The sequence below is a fragment of the Sinomonas sp. B1-1 genome (assembly GCF_050474465.1).
GTDB lineage: Bacteria > Actinomycetota > Actinomycetes > Actinomycetales > Micrococcaceae > Sinomonas > Sinomonas flava.
Map to the genome: position 1 here is coordinate 987,563 of NZ_JBCHVF010000001.1, position 22,099 is coordinate 1,009,661.

The 22,099-nt window shown below is 70.7% G+C and carries 24 protein-coding genes; 14 read left to right on the plus strand and 10 right to left on the minus strand.

Features of this window, described 5'->3' with window-relative positions:
• Positions 1-91 precede the first annotated feature (91 nt).
• The 5 genes from thiE (at position 92) to ACQ5BE_RS04585 (ending at position 6,198) form a co-directional block, all read left to right on the plus strand.
• Positions 92-775: a thiamine phosphate synthase gene (gene thiE / locus ACQ5BE_RS04565; protein WP_430295689.1), complete on the plus strand. Its 684-nt coding sequence runs from the start codon at positions 92-94 to the stop codon at positions 773-775.
• The gene (locus tag ACQ5BE_RS04570; RefSeq protein ID WP_430295691.1) at positions 772-1,617 is read left to right on the plus strand and encodes a prephenate dehydratase; all 846 of its coding nucleotides are present in this window, start codon (positions 772-774) and stop codon (positions 1,615-1,617) included. Before thiE ends, ACQ5BE_RS04570 begins: the two co-directional genes overlap by 4 nt.
• 20 nt (positions 1,618-1,637) lie before the next feature.
• Positions 1,638-3,197 carry an RNB domain-containing ribonuclease gene (locus tag ACQ5BE_RS04575; RefSeq protein ID WP_430295692.1) on the plus strand — a complete coding sequence of 520 codons (1,560 nt, stop codon included), beginning with the start codon at positions 1,638-1,640 and terminating at the stop codon, positions 3,195-3,197.
• Between the two features lie 250 nt (positions 3,198-3,447).
• Positions 3,448-5,289, plus strand: a complete 1,842-nt coding sequence (locus tag ACQ5BE_RS04580) for a DEAD/DEAH box helicase (RefSeq protein WP_430295694.1) — start codon at positions 3,448-3,450, stop codon at positions 5,287-5,289.
• A gap of 54 nt (positions 5,290-5,343) precedes the next feature.
• Positions 5,344-6,198, plus strand: coding sequence for a DNA-methyltransferase (locus ACQ5BE_RS04585; protein WP_430295771.1), 855 nt, complete (start codon positions 5,344-5,346; stop codon positions 6,196-6,198).
• Between the two features lie 6 nt (positions 6,199-6,204).
• Here ACQ5BE_RS04585 and ACQ5BE_RS04590 read toward each other — a convergent pair whose 3' ends face one another.
• Entirely contained in the window at positions 6,205-6,573 is a 369-nt protein-coding gene (locus tag ACQ5BE_RS04590; RefSeq protein WP_430295696.1) for a hypothetical protein, read from the minus strand.
• A 93-nt stretch (positions 6,574-6,666) separates the two neighbouring features.
• Positions 6,667-7,512, minus strand: a complete 846-nt coding sequence (locus ACQ5BE_RS04595) for a PHP domain-containing protein (protein ID WP_430295698.1) — start codon at positions 7,510-7,512, stop codon at positions 6,667-6,669.
• Positions 7,513-7,636: 124 nt separating this feature from the next.
• On the opposite strand from ACQ5BE_RS04595, the gene ACQ5BE_RS04600 reads away from it, so the two are divergent.
• On the plus strand, positions 7,637-9,193 hold the full coding sequence (locus ACQ5BE_RS04600; RefSeq protein ID WP_430295772.1) for an aminopeptidase P family protein: 1,557 nt from the start codon (positions 7,637-7,639) through the stop codon (positions 9,191-9,193).
• 15 nt (positions 9,194-9,208) lie between these two features.
• Here the strand turns inward: ACQ5BE_RS04600 and ACQ5BE_RS04605 are convergent, their stop codons facing one another.
• Positions 9,209-10,123, minus strand: a complete 915-nt coding sequence (locus tag ACQ5BE_RS04605; RefSeq protein WP_430295700.1) for a general stress protein — start codon at positions 10,121-10,123, stop codon at positions 9,209-9,211.
• 86 nt (positions 10,124-10,209) lie between these two features.
• Between ACQ5BE_RS04605 and ACQ5BE_RS04610 the strand changes: the two genes are divergently transcribed.
• Genes ACQ5BE_RS04610 through ACQ5BE_RS04620 form a run of 3 tightly spaced genes read left to right on the plus strand, consistent with a single transcriptional unit; the run spans position 10,210 to position 13,212 of the window.
• Complete coding sequence (locus ACQ5BE_RS04610; protein ID WP_430295701.1) at positions 10,210-11,487, plus strand: magnesium transporter MgtE N-terminal domain-containing protein; 1,278 nt, start codon at positions 10,210-10,212, stop codon at positions 11,485-11,487.
• Positions 11,468-12,097 carry a DUF1003 domain-containing protein gene (locus ACQ5BE_RS04615; RefSeq protein ID WP_430295702.1) on the plus strand — a complete coding sequence of 210 codons (630 nt, stop codon included), beginning with the start codon at positions 11,468-11,470 and terminating at the stop codon, positions 12,095-12,097. Before ACQ5BE_RS04610 ends, ACQ5BE_RS04615 begins: the two co-directional genes overlap by 20 nt.
• Complete coding sequence (locus ACQ5BE_RS04620) at positions 12,094-13,212, plus strand: Mrp/NBP35 family ATP-binding protein (protein ID WP_430295704.1); 1,119 nt, start codon at positions 12,094-12,096, stop codon at positions 13,210-13,212. Before ACQ5BE_RS04615 ends, ACQ5BE_RS04620 begins: the two co-directional genes overlap by 4 nt.
• A gap of 6 nt (positions 13,213-13,218) precedes the next feature.
• Here ACQ5BE_RS04620 and ACQ5BE_RS04625 read toward each other — a convergent pair whose 3' ends face one another.
• From ACQ5BE_RS04625 to sigE, 3 genes are read right to left on the minus strand one after another with little or no spacing between them, the layout of a single operon-like run.
• Positions 13,219-13,596 carry a twin-arginine translocase TatA/TatE family subunit gene (locus tag ACQ5BE_RS04625; protein WP_430295706.1) on the minus strand — a complete coding sequence of 126 codons (378 nt, stop codon included), beginning with the start codon at positions 13,594-13,596 and terminating at the stop codon, positions 13,219-13,221.
• Positions 13,597-13,653: 57 nt separating this feature from the next.
• Positions 13,654-14,196: a hypothetical protein gene (locus ACQ5BE_RS04630; RefSeq protein ID WP_430295708.1), complete on the minus strand. Its 543-nt coding sequence runs from the start codon at positions 14,194-14,196 to the stop codon at positions 13,654-13,656.
• A gap of 11 nt (positions 14,197-14,207) precedes the next feature.
• The gene (sigE, locus tag ACQ5BE_RS04635) at positions 14,208-14,843 is read right to left on the minus strand and encodes an RNA polymerase sigma factor SigE (RefSeq protein WP_430295773.1); all 636 of its coding nucleotides are present in this window, start codon (positions 14,841-14,843) and stop codon (positions 14,208-14,210) included.
• Between the two features lie 193 nt (positions 14,844-15,036).
• Between sigE and ACQ5BE_RS04640 the strand changes: the two genes are divergently transcribed.
• Positions 15,037-15,669: an O-methyltransferase gene (locus ACQ5BE_RS04640; protein ID WP_430295710.1), complete on the plus strand. Its 633-nt coding sequence runs from the start codon at positions 15,037-15,039 to the stop codon at positions 15,667-15,669.
• A 56-nt stretch (positions 15,670-15,725) separates the two neighbouring features.
• On the opposite strand, the gene ACQ5BE_RS04645 is transcribed toward ACQ5BE_RS04640, so the two are convergent.
• From ACQ5BE_RS04645 to ACQ5BE_RS04660, 4 genes are all read right to left on the minus strand, one after another.
• Positions 15,726-15,893 (minus strand): DUF3117 domain-containing protein, encoded by a 168-nt coding sequence (locus tag ACQ5BE_RS04645; protein WP_208709512.1) that lies wholly within the window; start codon positions 15,891-15,893, stop codon positions 15,726-15,728.
• Positions 15,894-16,016: 123 nt separating this feature from the next.
• Complete coding sequence (locus ACQ5BE_RS04650; protein ID WP_430295712.1) at positions 16,017-17,258, minus strand: hypothetical protein; 1,242 nt, start codon at positions 17,256-17,258, stop codon at positions 16,017-16,019.
• On the minus strand, positions 17,251-17,580 hold the full coding sequence (locus ACQ5BE_RS04655) for a DivIVA domain-containing protein (protein WP_430295714.1): 330 nt from the start codon (positions 17,578-17,580) through the stop codon (positions 17,251-17,253). Before ACQ5BE_RS04655 ends, ACQ5BE_RS04650 begins: the two co-directional genes overlap by 8 nt.
• Entirely contained in the window at positions 17,577-18,464 is an 888-nt protein-coding gene (locus tag ACQ5BE_RS04660; RefSeq protein ID WP_430295716.1) for a TIGR00730 family Rossman fold protein, read from the minus strand. Before ACQ5BE_RS04660 ends, ACQ5BE_RS04655 begins: the two co-directional genes overlap by 4 nt.
• A 90-nt stretch (positions 18,465-18,554) precedes the next feature.
• On the opposite strand from ACQ5BE_RS04660, the gene ACQ5BE_RS04665 reads away from it, so the two are divergent.
• From ACQ5BE_RS04665 to ACQ5BE_RS04680, 4 genes are all read left to right on the plus strand, one after another.
• Positions 18,555-19,310 carry an amino acid ABC transporter ATP-binding protein gene (locus ACQ5BE_RS04665; protein ID WP_430295718.1) on the plus strand — a complete coding sequence of 252 codons (756 nt, stop codon included), beginning with the start codon at positions 18,555-18,557 and terminating at the stop codon, positions 19,308-19,310.
• A gap of 65 nt (positions 19,311-19,375) precedes the next feature.
• Complete coding sequence (locus ACQ5BE_RS04670; RefSeq protein ID WP_430295720.1) at positions 19,376-20,281, plus strand: glutamate ABC transporter substrate-binding protein; 906 nt, start codon at positions 19,376-19,378, stop codon at positions 20,279-20,281.
• 65 nt (positions 20,282-20,346) lie between these two features.
• Complete coding sequence (locus ACQ5BE_RS04675; protein ID WP_208709522.1) at positions 20,347-20,994, plus strand: amino acid ABC transporter permease; 648 nt, start codon at positions 20,347-20,349, stop codon at positions 20,992-20,994.
• Entirely contained in the window at positions 20,991-21,866 is an 876-nt protein-coding gene (locus tag ACQ5BE_RS04680) for an amino acid ABC transporter permease (RefSeq protein ID WP_430295722.1), read from the plus strand. Before ACQ5BE_RS04675 ends, ACQ5BE_RS04680 begins: the two co-directional genes overlap by 4 nt.
• Positions 21,867-22,099 lie beyond the last annotated feature (233 nt).

The window sequence follows — 22,099 nt, forward strand, 5'->3', positions numbered from 1 at the left end:
GGCGTCGTGGCGTCCGGCGCGGCCCGGTAGGGCCGTCTGCCGGGGCGTCACAGTCACGGGCTCCCGCAGTACTGCCGACTAGTCTAGTTCCATGCCCGCTCTTGACGCCCAGCTCTATGTCTGCACCGATGCCCGCAGGGACCGCGGCGACTTCGAGTCCTTCCTCGACTCGGCCTTCTCCGGCGGCGTGGACATCATCCAGCTGCGCGACAAGCAGATCGAGGCAGCCGAGGAGCTCGAGCTCCTCGGCGTGCTCCGGTCGGCGGCCGAGCGCCACGGGAAGCTGTGGGCGGTCAACGACCGCGCCGACATCGCGCTCCTCTCGGGCGCGCCGGTGTTCCATGTGGGCCAGAAGGACCTGCCGGTGCCGGCCCTGCGCCGCGTGGTCGGCGACGTGCCGCTCGTGGGCCTGTCGACCAACTCCCCGGCCCTCGTGGACGCGGCCCTCGCTGGCGCCCAGGCCCCGGGCGCCCGCCTCGACTACTTCTGCACCGGGCCGCTCTGGGCCACCCCGACCAAGCCGGGCCGCGCCGCGGTCGGGCTCGAACTCGTCGAGCACGCCGCGCGCCGTGCCCGTGAGGCGCTCGACGCCGGGCTCTCCCCCCTTCCGTGGTTCGCGATCGGGGGCATCGACCACTCGAACGTGGCCCAGGTGGTCGAGGCCGGGGCGAGCCGGGTCGTCGTCGTGCGCGCGATCACCGACGCCGACGATCCGGCCGACGCCGCCGCCCGCCTCCGCGCGCAGCTTCCGGCGCTGTCGTCCACCCGCGCATGACGACGGTCGCGTACCAGGGCGAGCCCGGCGCCAACTCGCACATGGCGGCGATCGAGGCGTTCCCCGAGGCCGGGACGCTCGCCTGCGCGACCTTCGAGGATGCGTTCGCCGCCGTGACCTCGGGCGAGGCCGATCTGGCGATGATCCCGATCGACAACACGGTGGCGGGCCGCGTCGCGGATATCCACCTGCTCCTTCCGGACACGAGCCTCCAGATCATCGGCGAGCACTTCCTGCGCATCCGGTTCAGCCTCATGGGCATCCCGGGAGCGACGCTCGAGGGCGCTCTCGAGGTGCACAGCCACGTGCATGCGCTCGCGCAGTGCCGCGGGTTCATCCGCGAGCACGGGCTGAAGCCCGTCGTCGCGGGCGACACGGCCGGATCGGCGCGGGAGGTCGCCGAATGGGCCGATCCCGCGAAGCTCTCGATCGCACCGCCGCTGGCCGCCGAGCGCTACGGGCTGACCGTGCTGGCCAGCGACATCGAGGACCACCAGCACAACACGACACGGTTCGTGGTCCTGGCCCCGCCGCGCGAGTACACCCAGGCCGGAGGCGGCCCCTTCGTGACGAGCTTCGTCTTCCGGGTGCGCAACATCCCCGCGGCGCTGTACAAGGCCCTCGGCGGGTTCGCGACGAACGGCGTCAACATGACCCGGCTCGAGAGCTACATGGTCGAGGGGAAGTTCGCCGCGACGATGTTCATGGTCGACGTCGAGGGCCACCCCGACGAGCCGCCCCTCGCACGCGCCCTCAAGGAGCTCACGTTCTTCTCGACCGAGCTGCGGATCCTCGGCGTCTTTCCCGCCCATCCCCGGCGCTTCGGGGGCCACGGCGCCTAGTCGGGGCTAGGCTGGCCGTCATGGGCCACTCTCACGTCACCCCGAAGGCAGGCCGCCCCGAGGGGCCCCGGGCGGAGGCTGGCGGCGCCGCCCTCGCCGAGGCCTTCGCCGCGCTCCGCGAGGAGTTCCAGCTCGCCTCCGAGTACCCGGCCCCGGCGCTGCGGGAGGCGGAAGCGGCCATCGCGGACCTGAGGCTGCCGGAGGCCGACGCCACTGGGGTGGAGTTCGTGACGATCGACCCGCCGAGCTCGACCGACCTCGACCAGGCCCTCCACATCGAGAGGGACGGTGCCGGGTACCGGGTCCGCTACGCGATCGCGGACGTCCCGGCCTTCGTGCGGCCCCACGGGGAGCTCGACGCCGAGACCCGCCGACGGGGCCAGACCGTCTACGCACCGGACGCGAAGGTTCCCCTCCACCCGCACGGGATCTCCGACGACGCCGGGAGCCTCCTCGAGGACGCCGTGCGCGGAGCCTTCGTATGGGACTTCTCGCTCGGCGCCGACGGGGCGGTGACACGGGTCGGCCTCGCCCGTGCGCGGGTCCGCAGCCGCGCGAAGCTCTCCTATGCCCAGGTGCAGGAGGAGATCGACGCCGGCACCGCCGTCGAGCCCCTGCTGCTCCTGCGCGAGGTCGGCGTGAAGCGGATCGAGCTCGAACGCGCGCGGGGAGGCGCCAGCCTGAACATCCCCGACCAGGAGATCGTCCCGACCGAGGACGGCGGGTACCGGATCGCCGCGACCGCGCCGCGGCCGGTGGAGGACTGGAACGCCCAGATCTCGCTCATGACCGGCATGGCTGCCGCCCAGCTCATGCTGGACGCGGGCGTGGGGATCCTGCGCACCATGCCCGCACCGGACGAGCGCTCCCTTCGGCACTTCCGCAGGCAGACGCAGGCGCTCGGCCGGCCTTGGGACGAGGGCCAGGCGTACGGCGAGTACCTGCGCTCGCTCGACGCGACGGATCCCCGCCAGCTCGCGATCCTGCACGCGGCCGCGGCGCTGTTCCGCGGCGCCGCCTACACCCCGTTCGACGGCGAGCTGCCCTCCGAGCGCGTGCAGGCGGCGATCGGGGCGCCGTACGCCCACACCACCGCACCCCTGAGGCGGCTCGTGGACCGGTTCGTGCTCGTGCTGTGCGAGGCGATCGCGAACGACGGCGAGGTCCCCGACTGGGTGCGCGCGGCCCTGCCCGAGCTGCCGGGCCTCATGGCGTCCTCGGACCAGCTCGCGGCGCGCGTGGACCGGGCCGCGATCGACATCGTCGAGGCGGCGCTCCTGACGAACCGGATCGGGCACGAGTTCGACGCCGTGGTCGTGTCCGGGTCGAAGCCGGCTGCAGAAGGCGGCGGCAACGGCGGCGACGGGCGCCCGGCGCAGCCACTGGACCGCATCGCGAGCTCCCAGAACGGCAGGCACGCGAACGGCGCGGCGGAGTCGAAGCCGTTCGGGACGGTCCAGCTGTCGGAGCCCCCGGTCACGGCGCGCTGCGAGGGCGAGATGGAGTCCGGCACGACCATCCGCGTCCGCCTCGTCGAGGCCGACGTGCGGCGGCGGAAGGTCCTGTTCGAGAAGGCATGAGGGTGTGTCGCGGGCCACGATTCCCGGGAATCCACGGGCTCGCGGTATCCTTGGACAGTTATTGGATGCCCGATCGTACCGCCGCGATCCTCTTTCATTTTGCCGGCCGGCACGCCGGCACCCTGATAGCCCGCGATCGGCTTCCGCTGGATGGCCGGCGCGTTCCTGCTCCGGACGCCGACAGCGTCAGGCTGTGCTGCGTCCGTCGAGCCAGACCCGCTCGGGCCCCGATGGAGAGGGACCCTACCCCTTGAACGAAGTTCACACGCACGAACTCCTGACCGACGATTCGGGCACGGAGGTCCTCGAGACCGAGGAGACCATCACCAACGACGCCCCCGTGCGCAAGGAGAGCCAGAAGACGTTCTCCGACTACGGCGTGGCGCCGGAGATCGCCCAGTCCCTCGCGGACGCGGGCATCCTCCACCCGTTCCCCATCCAGTCGATGACGCTCGGCGTCGCCCTCGGCGGCCACGACATCATCGGCCAGGCCAAGACGGGCACGGGCAAGACCCTCGGCTTCGGCATCCCCGCCCTGCAGCGCACGATTCCCGCCGAGCACCCGGACTACGCCCGGCTCGCGGTTCCCGGCGCGCCGCAGGCCCTCGTCGTGGTGCCGACGCGCGAGCTCGCGATCCAGGTCGGCAAGGACCTGCAGACCGCGGGCAAGCGCACCACCCTGCGCGTCGAGGTCATCTACGGCGGCCGCGCCTACGAGCCGCAGATCGAGTCGCTCCAGCGCGGTGTTGAGGTGGTCGTGGGCACCCCCGGCCGGCTCATCGACCTGCACCGCCAGCGTCACCTGAACCTCAAGAACGTCCGGATGATCGTGCTCGACGAGGCCGACGAGATGCTCGACCTCGGCTTCCTCCCCGACGTCGAGACGCTCATGGCCGCGGTCCCCCCGGTCCGCCAGACGCTCCTGTTCTCGGCGACGATGCCCGGCCCGGTCGTGGCCATGGCCCGCCGCTACATGACGCAGCCGACCCACATCCGGGCGAGCGACCCCAACGACGACTCGATCACCAAGAAGGACATCCGCCAGGTGATCTACCGCGCCCACCAGCTCGACAAGGACGAGGTCGTGGCGCGCATCCTCCAGTCCGAGGGCCGGGGCCGCACGATCATCTTCACAAAGACCAAGCGCACCGCCGCGAAGCTCTCGGAGGAACTCGTCGACCGCGGCTTCGCCGCCGCGGCGCTCCACGGCGACCTCGGCCAGGGCGCCCGCGAGCAGGCCCTGAGGGCGTTCCGCAACGGCAAGGTGGACGTCCTCGTCGCGACCGACGTCGCGGCGCGCGGCATCGATGTCGAAGACGTCACGCACGTGATCAACTTCCAGTGCCCCGAGGACGAGAAGGCCTACCTGCACCGCGTGGGCCGCACGGGCCGCGCGGGCCACAAGGGCACCGCCGTGACGTTCGTCGACTGGGAGGACGTCCCGCGCTGGACCCTCATCAACAAGGCGCTCGGGCTCGATGTGCCGGAGCCCGTCGAGACGTACTCGTCGTCGCCCCACCTGTACACGGACCTCGACATCCCGGCCGGCACCAAGGGACGCCTCCCCCGCAACAAGCGGGTCCTCGAGGGCGTCGACGCCGAGGTCCTCGAGGACCTCGGCGAGCCCGGGAAGAAGAAGCGCGGCCACCGCGAGGGCAAGACGGGCGCAGAGTCCCGCGAACGCCGCCGTCGGCCCAAGGCCGCTGAAGGCGAGGCGCACGACGCCGCCGCTGCCGCCGGCTCTGCCGAGGAGCCCGCCGAGGGCGCGGGGAAGGCCGGCCACGGCCACGGGCGCGCTGACCGCCAGGCGCGAAGTGAGACGAACGGCGAGGGCCGTCGCCGCCGTCGCCGCCGGGTCGCCGGGGAGGAGGGCGCGCCCGAGGGCACCGAGGCCGCCGGCTCGAAGCAGGCCCCGTCTGAGGCGCCGGGCGAGCAGAAGGCACCCCGGCGGACCTCGAGTGCCGCCGCTGTCCGCCTCTCCGATGCCGGGGACGGCACTGTGGTGGACCGCGGAGTCGCGGCGGCCCGGCGCCGTCGTTCGCGGACGCGCCGCATCGACGGCGAGGTCGTCTCCCGTACCGAGTCCGAGTAAGGCGCGGTGGCCGCAGAGCGTCCCGCGGAGGCCGCCGGCCTCGCGGCCGCCAGCATGCCCTCGGGGCTCTTCAGTCCCGAGGGCCCGGACCTCGTCGTCCACGGTGACAACGCAAGCGTGCTCCCGGACCTGCCCGGCGGCGCCTTCACGATGGTGTACATCGACCCGCCGTTCAACACGGGGCGGGTGCAGAAGCGCCAGGAGCTTTCCATGGTCCGCAGCGCGGACGGCGACCGGACGGGCTTCTCCGGCCAGCGGTACGAGACCGTCAAGGGTGCCCTGCACCGGTACGACGACGCGTTCAGGGACTACTGGTCGTTCCTCGAGCCGCGGCTCATGGAGGCGTGGCGCGTCCTCGCCGACGACGGAACGCTCTACCTGCACCTCGACTACCGCGAGGTGCACTACGCGAAGGTCATGCTGGATGCGATCTTCGGGCGCGACTGCTTCCTGAACGAGATCATCTGGGCGTACGACTACGGCGCCCGGACCAAGCGCCGCTGGCCCACGAAGCACGACAACATCCTCGTGTACGTCAAGGACCCCTCCGCGTACCACTTCGACTCGGCCGAGGTGGACCGCGAGCCGTACATGGCACCCGGCCTCGTGACCCCCGAGAAGCGCGAGCTCGGCAAGCTTCCCACCGACGTGTGGTGGCACACGATCGTCTCCCCCACCGGACGGGAGAAGACCGGCTACCCGACGCAGAAGCCCGAGGGGCTCGTGCGGCGCATGGTCGCTGCATCGAGCCGCCCGGGCGACTGGGTCCTGGACTTCTTCGCCGGCTCGGGAACGCTGGGGGCAGTCGCCCAGCGGCTCGGGCGGCGGTTCGTGTGCGTGGACGAGAACCCGCAGGCCGTGGAGATCATGGCCAGCCGCCTCCCGTCCGCGCGGGTCGTCAGGGTCTGACGTTCGTCACTGTCCGCAGCCGGACTGGATTCCGTGCGACGTCTGCCGCGCGGTATTGCCGTTGGCGCAGACGCCGTTTTCGAGGAGCCACGAGAAGCCGCCACGATCGTTGAGGTAGTTGCCGCTGCCTCCGGGGAACCCGAACCCTTGGGAGATCCCTGAACCGGGGGTGGCAAACCCCCATGCCGCGGGTGCGCTTGGGTCGACGCTCGGGAGCCACACCCAGTTGCCCTCAATGACGGGGCCTTGCGTGCAGTCCGTGCCACAGGGGGCAGGCGCACGGGAGACGTTGACGCAGTCGTCGGCGTACGCCGCTGATCCGGCAAGGAGCAGAGCAGCGGTCGTACCTGCCACCGCAAGGAGTCGTCGCATCATGGTTTCGTCCTGAAGAGTCGTCCGAGACCATCGGAAGTTTCCCCAAGCAACGAGAATGATAGACCCGGTCGCAGCCCTGCGGCCATACTCGCCTCAGCGCACGACCGCGGCGCCGCGCCCCTGCCGCTCGATCTCGGCGAGCGCTTCGGGGGTCGTCGTGTTCTCCCCGAGCCGGTTGGGCTTGCCGGTCCCGTGGTAGTCGGACGAGCCGGTGACGAGGAGCCCATGCTTCGCCGCGAGGTCCAGGAGAAACGGCCGCCGGGCCTCGGGATTGTCGCGGTGGTACACCTCGAGCCCCGCGAGTCCGGCGTCGATCATGTCCCGGTAGACCTCTTCGCCCACCGTCCGCCCCCTGGCGGACGCGACGGGGTGCGCGAACACCGGGACGCCGCCTGCGGCGCGGATGAGCTCGACGGCGAAGGCCGGCTCGGGCGCGTAGTGCTGCACGAAGTACCGCGAGCGCGAGGACAGGATCGTGGCAAACGCCTCTGTGCGGTCGCCGACGAGGCCCGCAGCGACGAGGGCGTCCGCGATGTGCGGCCGGCCCACGGTGGCGCCCGGTGCGACGTGCTGGGTGACGTCGTCCCACGAGAGCGGGTAGTCCTCGGCGAGGAGGGAGACCATGTGCTCCGCCCTGGACAGCCTGGCGTCCTTGGCCTTGGTGATCTCCTCGAGCAGGCCCGCATGCGTGGGGTCCTGGAGGTAGGAGAGGACATGCACGCTGATGCCCTCGGGGGTCCGGCACGAGACCTCCATGCCGGGCACGAGTTCGATGCCCAGCTCCCGCGCAGCCGCCGATGCCTCGGCCCACCCGGCTGTGGAGTCATGGTCGGTGATCGCGAGCACGTCGATGCTCGCCGTCGCTGCGGCAGCGACCAGTTCACGCGGTGTCTCCGTGCCGTCCGAGACGGTCGAGTGGGCGTGCAGATCGATCCTCACGCCCCCACCATAGCCCGCGCCGCGTGCGGCGGCGGTGCTGTCGCCTGACCGTGCCGCTGGACATCGCGGAACCCGGTGGAAGAATGGCCCAGTGAGTGTTTCAGATCCCGCACCCGGCACCGGCTTGCCCACGAGCGAGCAGCAGCACACCTCCGAGCAGCCGCTCACCGAGCGCGTGAACAACCGCTCCCAGCGGCCCACGTCGGAGGCCTTCAAGGCGTTCATGGCGTCGCAGTGGGCCCCGGCCGACGGCTCGCTGCCTCCCCGCGATGCCGTGGCGGACTACGCCGCCCGCCGTCGCCGGGCGATCTCGGACCGCTTCCCGGGGGAACGCCTCGTGCTGCCCGCCGGGCCGCCCAAGGTCCGCTCCAACGACACCGACTACCGCTTCCGGCCGCACTCGGCCTTCGCACACCTCACCGGCCTCGGCGTCGACCACGAGCCCGACGCCGTCCTCATCCTCGAACCCGTGGACGAGGGGACGGGCGACGACGGCGGCCACCACGCCGCGACGCTCTACTTCCGTCCGCTCGCCGGCCGCGACACCGAGCAGTTCTACGCCGACGCCCGCACCGGAGAGTTCTGGGTCGGGGCACGGCCGACCCTGGCCGAGCTCGAGGCACGGCTCGGAATCCACACCGCCGACCTCGACGGCCTCGAAGCGGCCGTCACCAAGGGCGTAGGCGCGCCGGAGATCGGCGGAATCTCGGTCCGCCTGGTCCGCAAGGTGGACGAGAACCTCGACGCCCTCGTCGACACTGCCCGCTACAACACCGCCCAGGACCCCGAGTCCTTGGACCTGAGCGTCTACGACGCCCTCGACGACCAGCTGGCCGAGGCCCTCTCGGAGCTCCGCCTGCTCAAGGACGAGTGGGAGGCCGGTCAGCTGCGCGAGGCCGTGGCGGCCACGGCGGCGGGCTTCGAGGAGATCGTCCGGGCCCTCCCGCGGGCGCTCGCACACCGCCGGGGCGAGCGCGTGGTGGAGACAGCCTTCTTCGCCAAGGCCCGCGAGGAGGGCAACGACCTCGGCTACGACACGATCGCCGCCTCGGGGAACAACGCGACCGTCCTGCACTGGATCCGCAACAACGGCCCGGTCCGGGAGGGCGAGCTGCTTCTCGTCGACGCCGGCGTCGAGGCTGAGTCCCTCTACACGGCAGACGTGACCCGGACCCTGCCGGTGAACGGCCGCTTCAGCGAGGTCCAGCGCCGGGTCTACCAGGCCGTCCTGGACGCCGCCGACACCGCCTTCGCCGCCGCGCGGCCCGGGGTGAAGTTCCGCGAGGTCCACGCCGCCGCGATGGAAGTCCTCGCCGCGCGCCTCGAGGAATGGGGCATCCTGCCGGTCTCCGCCGCAGAGGCGCTCTCCGATGCCGGCCAGCAGCACCGCCGCTGGATGCCCCACGGCACGAGCCACCACCTCGGCCTCGACGTGCACGACTGCGCCCAGGCCCGCCGGGAGCTCTACCTCGACGGCGAGCTGGCCCCCGGCATGGTCTTCACCATCGAGCCCGGCCTGTACTTCAAGGCCGAAGACCTCGCGATCCCCGAGGAGTACCGCGGGATCGGCGTGCGCATCGAGGACGACATCCTCATGACGGCCGAGGGCCCGGTGAACCTCAGCGCCGCACTCCCCCGCACACCGCAGGACGTCGAGGCCTGGATGGCCCGCCTCAGCTGACCGCGTTATCCACCGCTAGGCCTGGTGGGAGCCGCCCTCGGGCTTCTCCTGCGGGCGCTCGGTGTCCGAGTCCTCGGCGGGACGGGGCCGCTCCTCGGCGGGGTGGTCCCGCTCGTCTGCCGGGTGCTCGGGCTCGACGCGCACCCCGTACTGCGGCCGGCCATCGGGGAGGTCCGGATAGCGCGACGAGTGGGGCTGCTGGGGCTCCTGCGGGGCCTGCGGTGCGGACTGCGGGTACCCGGGCTGCCCCTGCGGGTGCTGCTCCTCGCCGGCGTTCACGCCGTACGGGTCGGTCCAGCCGGAGGGGCGCTTGGGCTCCTGCTCGTGCGGCGGCTGCCACGTCTGGCCGGGCTGGTTCCAGCCCTGCTGGCCGGACTGGTTCCACCCGTCCTGCCCCGGCTGGTTCCAGTTCTGGTTCCAGCCCTGGTGGACGGTGCCGGAGCCCATGGGCAGCTGGGCGAGCAGGCGGCGGGCGTCGTGGGCGACGTCGCGGCCGACCACCACGTCGTAGTTGCTCGCGACAACCTGGCTGGTGGACGTGAAGTCCCGCTTCCCGCGCTGCATCGCATAGGTCACGATGCCGAACAGCATGAAGAACGCCGCGCCCATGAGGACGGACGTGATGATCGAGAAGTAGCTCCCGTTCGGGGTGAAGAAGGAGAGCAGCACGCCGACGAAGAGGCCGAACCACATGCCGGAGAGGGCCCCGTTGAGCGCCACGCGGGGGTAGCTGAGCCGGCCGGTCACCCGTTCGACGAGCTTGAGGTCGTTGCCGACGATGGCGACGAGCTCGACCGGGAACTGCTGGTCTGCGAGGTAGTCCACGGCCTTCTGCGCATCGAGGTACGAGACGTAGGAGCCGACGGTCTCGCCCTGGGGCAGGGCCCGGGCCTCGTCGAGGGGCTTGGCGGAACCGAACATGTTGGACATATCCCTATTCTTACCCGCGTTGCCGCCACGGACTCGGGTTTCAGCTCAGAGTGAGCGGGGAGTTTGCGCTGGAGTAGCCTAGACCCGTGAGTTGGACCCCCACCCGTGTCTTCGTCGCCAGGCTGCTCGGCCTCGACGTCTTCGACCCCGCCGGCGACCGCGTGGGTCGACTCCGCGACGTCGTCGTGATCCCCCGAGGGACGCGGCCGCCGCAGGCGGTCGGCATCGTCGTCGAGGTTCCCGGCAAGCGGCGTGTGTTCGTCCCGATGACGCGCGTGACCAGCATGGACCAGGCACAGATCATCACGACGGGACTGATCAACCTTCGGCGCTTCGAGCAGCGGGGCGCGGAGCAGCTCGTGCTCGGGGACATGTTCGACCGCCACGTGGTGCTCGTCGAGGACGGCACCGAGGCCACCGTGGAGGACGTCGCGATGGACCAGCAGCGCAACGGCGACTGGTTCGTGAGCAAGCTCTTCGTGCGGACGGAGGCGGCAGGCCGCGGCTTCCGCAGCCTGCGGCGCGGGGCGACGCAGCTGGTGGACTGGGAGGACACCCGGCATGCCGCCGGCCAGATGCGCGGCGCGGCGAACTTCCTCGCCACCCACGAGGACCTCAGGCCTGCCGACTTCGCGGACGCGATGCAGGAGATGAGCGACCAGCGCCGCTTCGAGGTGGTCTCCGAGCTGCAGGACGAGCGCCTCGCCGACGTCCTCCAGGAGCTGCCCGAGGACGACCAGGTCGAGATCCTCTCCGCGCTCGACATCGAGCGGGCCGCGGACGTCCTCGAGGAGATGGACCCGGACGACGCCGCCGACCTCCTCGCCGATCTGCCGGCGGAGAAGGCCGAGGAGCTCCTCGCCCTCATGGAGCCCGAGGACGCCGAGGACGTGCGCCGCCTCCTGCAGTACGCCGAGGGCACCGCGGGCTCGGTCATGACCCCGGTCCCTGTCGTCCTGCCGCCTGAGGCGAGCGTCGCGGAGGCACTGGCACACGTCCGCCGGGAGGAGCTGAGCCCGGCCCTGGCGTCATCGATCTTCATCTGCCGCCCGCCGCTCGAGACCCCCACCGGCCGCTACCTTGGGACGGTGCACATCCAGCAGCTCCTGCGCTCGGCGCCCCCGGAGCAGCTGGGCTCGATCGTCGACAAGGGCCTGGATCCTGTCTCCGACCTGGATTCGATCAGCGACGTCGCGCGCATCATGGCCCAGTACAACCTGAACGCTATCGCCGTGGTCAACGCCGACGGCCGCCTGGTGGGGGCGGTGACTGTTGACGACCTCCTCGACCACCTCCTGCCGGACGACTGGCGCGTGCACGAGGACGGCGAGCCCCTGAAGAAGCTTGGAGGACGCTTTGGCTGAGCCCCGTAGGCTGCCCGGTCTCGACACGCCGCTCGAGCAGCGCGGGAGGCTCATTCCCCGGTTCAACCCCGACCCGGACGCGTTCGGCCGCTTCGCCGAGCGGTTCGCCCGCTATATGGGAACCCCCCAGTTCCTCTTCTACATGACGGTGTTCTGCATCGTGTGGATCGCGTGGAACACCTGGGGCCCCGAGGACCTCCAGTTCGACCCCAGGGCCCTCAACTACACCCTCCTGACGCTCCTGCTCTCGCTGCAGGCCTCCTACGCCGCGCCCCTCATCCTGCTCGCCCAGAACCGGCAGGACGACCGCGACCGGGTCCAGATCGAGCAGGACCGGTCCCGCAACGAGCGCAGCCTCGCGGACACCGAGTACCTCACCCGCGAGCTCGCGTCGCTCCGGCTCGCCCTCCGCGAGGTCGCAACCCGCGACTTCGTGCGGGCCGAGCTGCGCACCATCCTCGAGGAGCTCGCGGACCAGGGCAGTGCCGTGGAGCCCAGCCCGCCGAAGCGGCGCAAGGACAAGAAGACCCGGGCCCCGCGCACCCAGGCCATCCCCACGACCGCCCCGGCCGCTCCCCCGGGCCCCGGCGCCGAGGGAGGCCAGGAGTGACCGGAGTCGACCTCCGCGCCGTCCGCGCGGCGCTCCACGGCGTGCTCGACCCCGAGCTGCGCCGCCCCATCGACGAGCTCGGGATGCTCGCCGACGTCACGGCCGACGCCGGGCTGGTCACCGTGCGCGTCCTGCTCACCATCGCCGGCTGCCCGCTCCGCAGCACGATCGACGCGGACGTGCGCGCGGCCCTGGCACGGGTTCCGGGCGTAGACGCCGTCGCCGTCGAGCTCGATGTCATGTCCCCGCAGCAGCGGCAGGAGCTCCGGGAGCGGCTTCGCCCGGAGCGCGGCATCCCGTTCAGCAGGCCGGACTCGCTCACGAAGGTCTATGCCGTCGCGAGCGGCAAGGGCGGCGTGGGCAAGTCCTCCGTCACCGTGAACCTCGCGTGCGAGCTCGCCTCGCGCGGCCTGAGGGTCGGCATCGTAGACGCTGACGTCCACGGGTTCTCCGTGCCCGCCCTGATCGGAGCCACGGGGACGCCGACCCGGGTCGACGAGATGATCCTCCCGCCCGTCGCCCACGGAGTGAAGGTCATCTCGATCGGGATGTTCGTCGCGGGCAACCAGCCTGTCGCGTGGCGCGGCCCCATGCTCCACCGCGCGCTCGAGCAGTTCCTCGCCGACGTGTACTTCGGGGACCTGGACGTGCTCTTCCTGGATCTCCCCCCGGGGACGGGCGACGTCGCGATCTCCGTCTCCCAACTCCTCCCCTCCGCGCAGCTGCTCGTGGTCACCACTCCCCAGGCGGCGGCCGCCGACGTGGCCGAGCGGGCGGGCACGGTCTCCGCCCAGACAGGGCAGACGGTCGCGGGCGTGATCGAGAACATGTCCGGGCTCACGCTTCCCGACGGCACGGTCATGGAGGTTTTCGGGACCGGCGGGGGCCAGCGCGTCGCCGACCGGCTCTCAGCGTCGCTGGGCGTGCCCGTCGAGCTGCTGGGCACGGTGCCCCTCGACGTCGCGCTCCGGGAGGGCGGGGATGCGGGAACCCCGATCGTGCTGTCGAGCCCTTCGTCGCCGGCCGCCGTCGCACTCAAGGCAGTCGCGGATCGGCTCGCGACTCAGCCCCGCGGGCTCGCGGGGCGCAGCCTGGGCGTCACGCCTGTGGGGTGAACCTGCTCAGGTCGCCTCGGTGTCGAACGGTGCCGCCTCGCCTGCCGGAAGCCGTTCGATCGTCCGCGCCGGGGCGGGCGGGACGGCGGCAGCGACCGCCGGCGCCGCGGACGCTGCAGGAGCGGGGGCCGCGTCCTCGAGGAGGGCGTCGCGGATGATCTTGCGAGGGTCGTACTGGCGCGGATCGTACTTGCGCCAGTCCACCTCGTTGAGGTCGACGCCGGTCTCCTCCTTGAGCTGGTCCTTCGCCCCGGCGGCCATGCGGCGCAGTTCCCTGACGATGTTCGCGAGCTTCTGGGTGTATTCGGGAAGCCTCTTCGGGCCGATCACGAGGATGCCGATGATCAGCAGAACGAGGAATTCAGGGCCATTGATTCCGAACACGCGAGCAAGACTACCTTCTGCCCGATCGCGCGGGCGATTCGATGGTGGCGGCGCCGATCACGGCCTCCAGGACGCTCCGAACACCATGCGGAGGCCCCGCCCGATCCGCTCGATCGGGTCCTCGGTCCGGGCCCCGTCCGGGGCCGCGGCGGCTTCCCTCTCGCCGGGCGCGTTCGACGCTGGCCCCGGGGGCAGTGCCGTCGGGGAGCCCTTCGCGGTGCGGACGAAGGCAGCGGACGTGCTCTCCCCTGGGGCGGGTCCCGGTGCCTCCCCGGCGACGGTGTAGGCAGTGACGGCGAGGGCCCCGGTGGCAGCCGCAGCTCCGAGGAGGACGGACAGCCCCGTGCGGGCGGCGGCGCGCCCACGACGGCTCGGGCCCGAGTCCTCAGCCGAGTCCGCTTGGGCCGCGAGGTGCCTGGTCTGCTCCAGGAGGCGCTCCTGCAGCGTGCTGCTGGCACGGGGGATCTCGGACTCCCGCAGCGCGGCGAGGTAGCGGCGCTCGGTTTCGAGGCGTCCCCGGCAGTCCGGACAGGACCCGACATGCCCGGAGGAATCAGGATGGCTGCCCGACAGGAGGCGGCTCCACCGCGGAGATGGCATGCCGGTCTTCCTCAGCGGAGGCCGCGGGCCACGCGCGGGAGGCCCAGACGCTTCTTCGCGGCGCCCCGCCGGGGATCGCGGTGGGCAAGCTTCTCCCTCAGGAGCGTGCGGCCCCGGTGGATGCGGCTTCGGACCGTGCCGAGCTTGACACCGAGCGCGTCCGCCACCTCGTCGTAGGCCAGGCCCTCGAGGTCGCACAGCACGACCGCGGCGCGGAAGTCCGGCGGAAGCTCCTCGAGGGCTGCCTGCACGTCGAGGTCGAGGTTGTTCATCTCGAAGCTGCGCTCCGGGCCGGGCTCGCGCCCAGGGAGCCGGGACTCGGCGTCGTCGGCGAGCGCGTCGAAGCGGATCCTGCCCTTGCGACGCGCCTGGTCGAGGAACAGGTTGGTCGTGATGCGGTGCAGCCAGCCGTCGAGCGTGCCGGGCTTGAAGTTCTCGAGCGAGCGGAAGACGCGGACGAAGACCTCCTGGGTGAGGTCCTCGGCGTCGTGCTGGTTCCCCGTCAGGCGGTAGGCGAGGCGGTACACCTTGGCGGAGTGCTGGGTGACGACCTCTTCCCACGTGGGAGGAACCCACCCCTGCGCATCGGTCGTCTCGGACGGGTAGTCGGTCGGGGACTGGGTGGCCGAAGCCGATCCAGCTGACACGTCCACGCACCTGCCTTCGCTCACTTCAGTGCGGCCCTGGCGTGCTGCGGTGGTCCCGCGGGCCGGGCCGCTCGGACCACCAGTGTGCCAGCTTTGCCTGAGAGTTGCCTGTCCGTTCCGCCGCCAGCGAAGAATTTCCGCCCGCCGGCCGGGCGATAGGCTGGGAGGGCTCCCCGATCGAGAAAGCGTGGCCATGAGCTCCGACAAGTCCTCCAGCTGGTCCTACGCCGAGGGCTTCCCGGTCGAGGACGCCGTGGTGGCACGGGCACGGGACAGGTCGTTCGAGCTCGGCATCTCGCCAGTCAGCCCCGGCGTCGCCTCGGTCCTGGCGGTGCTCGCGGCGACGTCGAAGGCGCACGCCGCCGTGGAGATCGGCACCGGAGCGGGGGTGTCGGGCGTCAGCATCCTGCGTGGGCTGCCCCGCGAGGCCGTGCTGACGACCATCGAGCGCGACGCGGAGCACCTCAAGGCCGCACGCCAGGCCTTCAGGGAGGCGGGCGTGCCCGCCAACCGCGTGCGGATGATCCCCGGTCGCGCGGGCGAAGTCCTTCCGCGCCTGACCGACGGCGCGTACGACCTGGTGTTCGTGGACGCCGACAAGCCCGCGACGGTCTCGTACGCCGAGCACGGCATCCGGCTCCTGAGGACAGGCGGCCTGCTGGTCGTGAACGACGCGCTCGACCGGGACCGGGTGTCCAACCCCGCCCACCGCGAGCCCATCACCGTCAGGCTCCGCGGCCTGCTCCGCGCGCTGAGGACGGACGAGCGCGTCACGGTCTCGATCGTGCCCTCGGGCGACGGCCTCCTCCTGGCGGTCCGCCGCTGACACAGCGAGGGCCGGCCCCGCAGGGGACCGGCCCTCGCTGGAAGGCTGATGGGCGACTACTCGGTCACTCCGACGAGGCACTCCTTGAGCTCGGCAGCCTCGTCCGCGTTGAGCTCCACGACCAGGCGTCCGCCGCCCTCGAGTGGCACGCGCATGATGAGGCTACGGCCCTCCTTGGTAACCTCCATCGGACCGTCTCCGGTACGCGGTTTCATGGCTGCCATGCGCTCATCCCTCCAGTTGATCGTGTGCACTGTGTGCTGCTGACAACATTACCAGCCGGCGTACCCCGGGGTAGGACCCACCGGTACGGGCGTGCCGATCCTGGGATGGCCGAGGCGTCCGCGTCAGGGCGGCCAGTCCCCGCCCCCGGGCAACTGTGACCAGACCCACAGCCACACCACCCATACGATCTCCAGGAGCACGAAGAAGACCACGGTCACCCAGCGGTACGCGGCGGACCGCGAGAGCCCCGCCGCCGCGAGGGCCAGCGGGAACAGCGGCAGCATCATCCGGAACGTGCTCGTCTGGGGGTGCAGGACAGCGAGGAGGTACAGGATGTACGCCCCGGACCACAGCTGCATCTCGACCCCCAGCCGCCGCACGGGCGTGCTCGTGAGGCACAGCGCGGCCATCGCGACGAGGACGAGGGGCGCGATCAGGCCGAGCACCGGGCCGAAGAGGAAGACGCCGGTGTCGAACCACGGCACGAACAGCTCGAGCGGGCCTCCCCGCCAGACCGTCTCGGTCTGGGTGTAGGCGGTCGGTTCGCCGGTGCCCGCCCAGGCGATGGCCGGCCACGCAAGCGCAGAAGCCCCGCTGACGACGGCGAGCCCCGCCACCCGGGCGAGCTCGCCCGCCGTCGTGCCCTCGGCGCGCCGGTTCCACCAGCGCACGGCGAACAGGCCCGCGACCATGAGCGCGAAGGGGACGCCGACGGGGCGCGTCAGGCACATCGCAGCCACGACCGGCATCGCGGCGAGGTAGCGGCGCTCCACGACCCACAGGAGCGCCCAGGCCAGGAGGGCGAGGCCGAGCGATTCGGCGTAGGGGACCTGGAGGATTGCGGAGACCGGGAAGAAGGCCACGAAGGCCACGCCCCAGAGTGCGGTGCGGTGTTCGGCGCGGTGCCGGAAGAGCCGGTAGACGATGAGTGCCGCGGCAAAGCCCGCCGCGACGGCGACGGGCTGGGCAACGGCCTGCCACGGCAGCCCGCTCGCGGCGGAGAGCCCCTTCACGAGCAGCGGGAAGACGGGGTAGAACGCCCAGGCATTCTCCTGGACGGTGCCGGTCGCCGATCGGGGCAGCTCGGCTGGGTACCCGTTCTGGATGATCCGTCCGTACCACTCGGAGTCCCAGATCTGCACGAAGCGCCAGTAGTCCGGCTGCGGTGGGAACCAGGGATTCACCCCCTGCTGCAGCGCGGCCGCGGAGAAGACCAGGAAGCCGACCACGCGCGACGCCGCGTACACGGCGAGGACCTGGAGCCACCAGGGGCCGGTTACGAATCGTGAGGCCGCTGCGCGCACTGCTCCCCCGAGCGCCGCGTGCACCCGATACGGCGCCGGGGTCGGGTCCTGCTCAGTCACGCGGCTCTCGGGACGCGTTCACCTGATTCGTGAGGGCCTCGATGAGCGCCGCCTGGACGCTGATCCTGTCCCGCAGACGCTCGAGGACCTCGTCGACCTGGTCCATGCGGTAGCCGCGGAAGGCCAGGGAGAAGCGGACACGGTCGACATCCTCGGGGCGGGGATGTTCGGGAAGCAGGACGGGGGCCAGCGACGTGTCGGGCTCCTCCAGTCCCTCCAGCACCGCCGCGTCCGCTGACCGCCTGCCCCTCGCGACGCCGACGGCGAACCAGGCGAGGCCCGCTGCCAGGACGATGGCGAGGAAGACGAGGAAGAAGCTCACTCGCCGTCCGCCGTCCCCGGCTGCTCCGGCCTGCCGTACCACCCGGTCTCGTCGGCGTCAGCCCACTCCTCCTCGGCGCTGCCGAACATGCCCCCGCGCCGCTCGTCCTCCTCGAAGCCGGCGAGCACGAGCTTCACAGCCTCCTCCGGGGTGTCCGCGACTCCGACGAGGTCCATGTCCCGCTCGGAGATCATGCCCTCGGACACCAGCGTCTGGCGGAGCCAGTCCAGGAGCGGGCCCCAGAACCGGCTGCCCACGAGCACGATGGGGAACGACGTGACCTTGCCGGTCTGGACGAGGACCATCGCCTCGAAGAGCTCGTCGAGCGTGCCGAGGCCCCCGGGAAGCACGACGAACCCATGGGCGTACTTGACGAACATCGTCTTGCGCGCGAAGAAGTACCTGAAGTTGATGCCGAGATCGACCCACGGGTTGAGGCCTGTCTCGAACGGCAGCTCGATGCCCAGGCCGACCGAGGTGCCCGAGCCCTCGACGGCGCCCCGGTTGGCGGCCTCCATCGAACCGGGTCCTCCGCCCGTGATCACGGCCACCCCCCGCGAGGCGAGCAGCCGGCCGATCTCCACCCCCGTGTCGTAGTAGGGGCTCCCGGGGACGGTGCGCGCCGAGCCGAAGACGCTGACGGCGGGGCCGAGTTCGGCGAGCGCACCGAACCCTTCCACGAACTCGCTCTGAATCCGCATCACGCGCCAGGGGTCGGTGTGGACGAACCTGCCGGCCCCGTGGGTGTCGAGAAGATGCTGGTCCGCAGTGCCCTGCTGCGTCTGCCGGCGGCGAAGTTCGATCGGCCCCTTGCGCCGCCACGGGACGTGGCCGCCGGGCCTCGGCGCTTCGGCTTCGTCTGACGGCTCGGATTCAGTGCTCATGCCTCAAGGCTAGTCTCGCTTCAATCACGATTGGGGCGCCGCCGTGCCCGGCTCGGAGTGGGATCCGATAATCTCCGTTACATTTTCCCTATGACTACCGACACAACGGCGACTGCGCTCGTCTCTGTCAAGGGCGTGAACAAGCATTACGGCCAGCTCCACGTCCTCAAGGACATCAACCTGGAAGTCAGCAAGGGCGAGGTCGTCGTCGTGATCGGTCCTTCCGGTTCCGGCAAGTCCACGCTCTGCCGCGCGATCAACCGGCTCGAGACGATCGAGGGCGGCGAGATCCACATCGACGGGAAGAGGCTTCCCGAGGAGGGAAAGGAACTGGCGCGCCTGCGCGCCGACGTCGGAATGGTGTTCCAGTCCTTCAACCTCTTCGCGCACAAGACGATCCTCGAGAACGTCACCCTCGGGCCCATCAAGGTCAAGGGCGTGGACAAGGCGACGGCTGAGAGGGACGCGATGGCGCTGCTCGAGCGCGTCGGCGTCGCCCAGCAGGCACCCAAGCTGCCGGCGCAGCTCTCCGGCGGCCAGCAGCAGCGCGTGGCGATCGCCCGGGCGCTGGCCATGAAGCCGAAGGTCATGCTCTTCGATGAGCCGACCTCCGCCCTCGACCCCGAGATGATCAACGAGGTCCTCGACGTGATGGTCCAGCTCGCCAAGGAGGGCATGACGATGATCGTCGTGACCCACGAGATGGGGTTCGCGCGCAAGGCCGCGGACCGGGTCGTGTTCATGGCCGACGGCCAGATCGTGGAGCAGGCCGCTCCCGAGGAGTTCTTCACGAACCCCCAGAGCGGCCGCGCGAAGGACTTCCTCTCCAAGCTGCTCACCCACTGAGCACCCACCTGCATCACCTCCGCTCGCACCTGGGCCGGCTGGCCCGTGAAGAAAGGAATGCTCGAATGGCACTTCTCGGCAAGAAAAAGGCCGTGCTGACCGCCGCCACCGCGGCGCTCGCACTGGCCCTCTCCGCCTGTGGCGGCAGCTCCGGCGGGGGCGGAACCGGCGGCGGTTCCTCCGAGTCCGCCGCCCCCTACTCGGTGGCGAACAACGTCTCCCTCACGGGCAGCCCGACCTTCGACAAGATCAAGTCGGCGGGCAAGGTCGTCATCGGCGTCAAGCAGGACCAGCCCGGGCTCGGCTTCAAGGATGCCGCGACCGGCGAGTACAGCGGCTTCGACATCGAGATCGCGAACTGGATGGCGGCGTCCCTGGGCTATGGCAAGGACAAGATCGAGTACAAGGCGATCCCCTCCGCGAACCGCGAGTCCGCCATCCAGAACGGCGACGTCAACTTCTACGTCGGCACGTACTCGATCACCGACAAGCGCAAGCAGCAGGTCGACTTCGCCGGACCGTACTTCGTCACCGGTCAGGGCCTGCTCGTGAAGAAGGACAACTCGGCGATCAAGAGCGAGAAGGACCTTGCGGGCAAGAACGTCTGCTCGGCCACGGGCTCGACGCCGATCCAGAACATCAAGGCCAACTACACGCAGACCAAGACCACCGAGTTCGAGACCTACTCGCAGTGCGTCGAGGCGCTCAAGAACGGCCAGGTCGACGCGGTCACGACGGACCAGGCCATCCTCCTCGGCTACGCCGCCCAGGAGCCGGACGCCCTCAAGGTGGTCGGCCAGCCGTTCACCACGGAGAAGTACGGGATCGGCCTGCCGAAGGGCGACACCTCGCTGCGCAAGTTCTTCAACGACACGCTGACCAATGGCAAGGACACGTGGCAGAAGATCTACGACTCGACCCTCGGCAAGTCCGGCACCAAGGTCGAGCAGCCCGCCGTCGAGAACTACTGACCGTTCGGTGGGCGGGGCTCCCTGGCCCCGCCCACCGCCGTTCCGGCTAGAAAGCGAAGGCTGCTGTGAGCACCCTCCTCGACAATCTCGACCTCTTCACCACCGGATTCAAGAACACGATCATCCTGTTCGTCGTGTCCGGCATCTTCGCCCTCATCCTGGGGACGATCATCGGCGCCATGCGCGTCTCTCCCGTCCCAGCCATGCGGGCCTTCGGAACCCTGTACGTCAACGTCGTGCGCAACACGCCGCTGACCCTCGTCCTGTTCTTCTTCGCCCTCGGGTACCCCAAGCTCGGGCTTCCCGAGATCGACTTCATGACCGCGGCGACCATCGGCCTGAGCCTCTACACCGCGAGCTACGTGGCCGAGGTGCTCCGCTCCGGCATCAACACCGTGCCTGTCGGGCAGGCCGAAGCCGCCCGGGCGATCGGGCTGCCGTTCACGCAGACGCTGACCCTCGTGGTCCTGCCGCAGGCGTTCCGCTCGGTGCTCCCTCCGCTGTTCAGCGTGCTGATCGCCCTGCTGAAGAACACGACTGTGGCCGCCGGCTTCTCGGTGGCGGAGGCCGGCGCCATCCGTGCCAACCTCTCAGAGCGTGGCTACCCGGCCATGGAGGGCCTGCTCTGGGTGGCCCTGTTCTTCGTGATCCTCGTCCTGATCCTCGCGCAGCTCCAGCGCTACTTCGAGAACAAGTGGAGGGTTGCCCGATGACCTCTGTCCTCTATGACGCCCCCGGGCGGAAGGCCCGCAGCCGTCATCTCATCCTGGGCATCGTCGCGACCCTGGCGATCCTCGCCGTCATCGCCTTCGTGATCCTGCGCTTCGTCGACTCGGGGCAGTTCACGGAGGCGAAGTGGAAGATCTTCACCTTCCCCCTCGTGCAGCAGACCCTCCTGCAGGCCGCCGGCGCGACGCTGTCGGCCTTCGGCGTGGCCGCGGTCGGAAGCCTCGTGCTCGGCATGGTCCTCGCGATCGGCCGGCTCTCGGACCACAAGGCGGTCTCAGCCCCGTTCCACTGGTTCACCGAGCTGTTCCGCGCGATCCCGGTCCTCATCCTCATGATGATGATCTACTACGGGCTCCCGCCGCTGGGGGTCAGCGGGATCACCCCGTTCACGGCCGTTGTCGTGGCCCTCATCCTCTACAACGGCTCCGTGCTCGCCGAGGTGTTCCGCGCGGGCATCGAGGCGCTCCCGAAGGGCCAGAGGGAGGCGGGCTTCGCCATCGGCATGCGCAAGTCGCAGGTCATGCAGAGCATCCTGCTCCCGCAAGCGGTGCGCTCGATGCTTCCGGTGATCATCTCCCAGCTCGTGGTGACCCTCAAGGACACGGCGCTCGGCTTCATCGTGACGTACAACGAGATCCTGTTCCAGGCCAAGTACTTCGGCTCGCAGGCCCAGTACGGGTCCCCGATCGTCCCTGCTGCGATGGTCGCCGGCGCGCTCTACGTGGGCCTGTGCCTCATCCTGTCCGGCCTCGCGAAGTACGCCGAGAGCCGCCTCCGCAGGAGCCAGCGCGTCTCGGGGCCGAAGAAGGGCACCACGGCGATGGCCGCTGCCCAGCAGGCCTCGACGAACATCTGACCCATCCCCCCGTCTGGGGGTCACCTTCTGGGGGTCACCTCCGGATGGCCGGGAGTCCGCCTCCCGACCAGCCGGAGGTGGCCCCCAGCCGTCTGTCCGGACCGTTCCCTAGCTGTACCCGGCCAGGACGTTGGTAGCGGCGAGTCTGGTTGAACAAGGGAGAACCTCCGGGTGGGATGTGGCTTGTCTAAGGCCCACTCCAACCCGGAGGTTCTCGTGTTCCACCGTAGCGC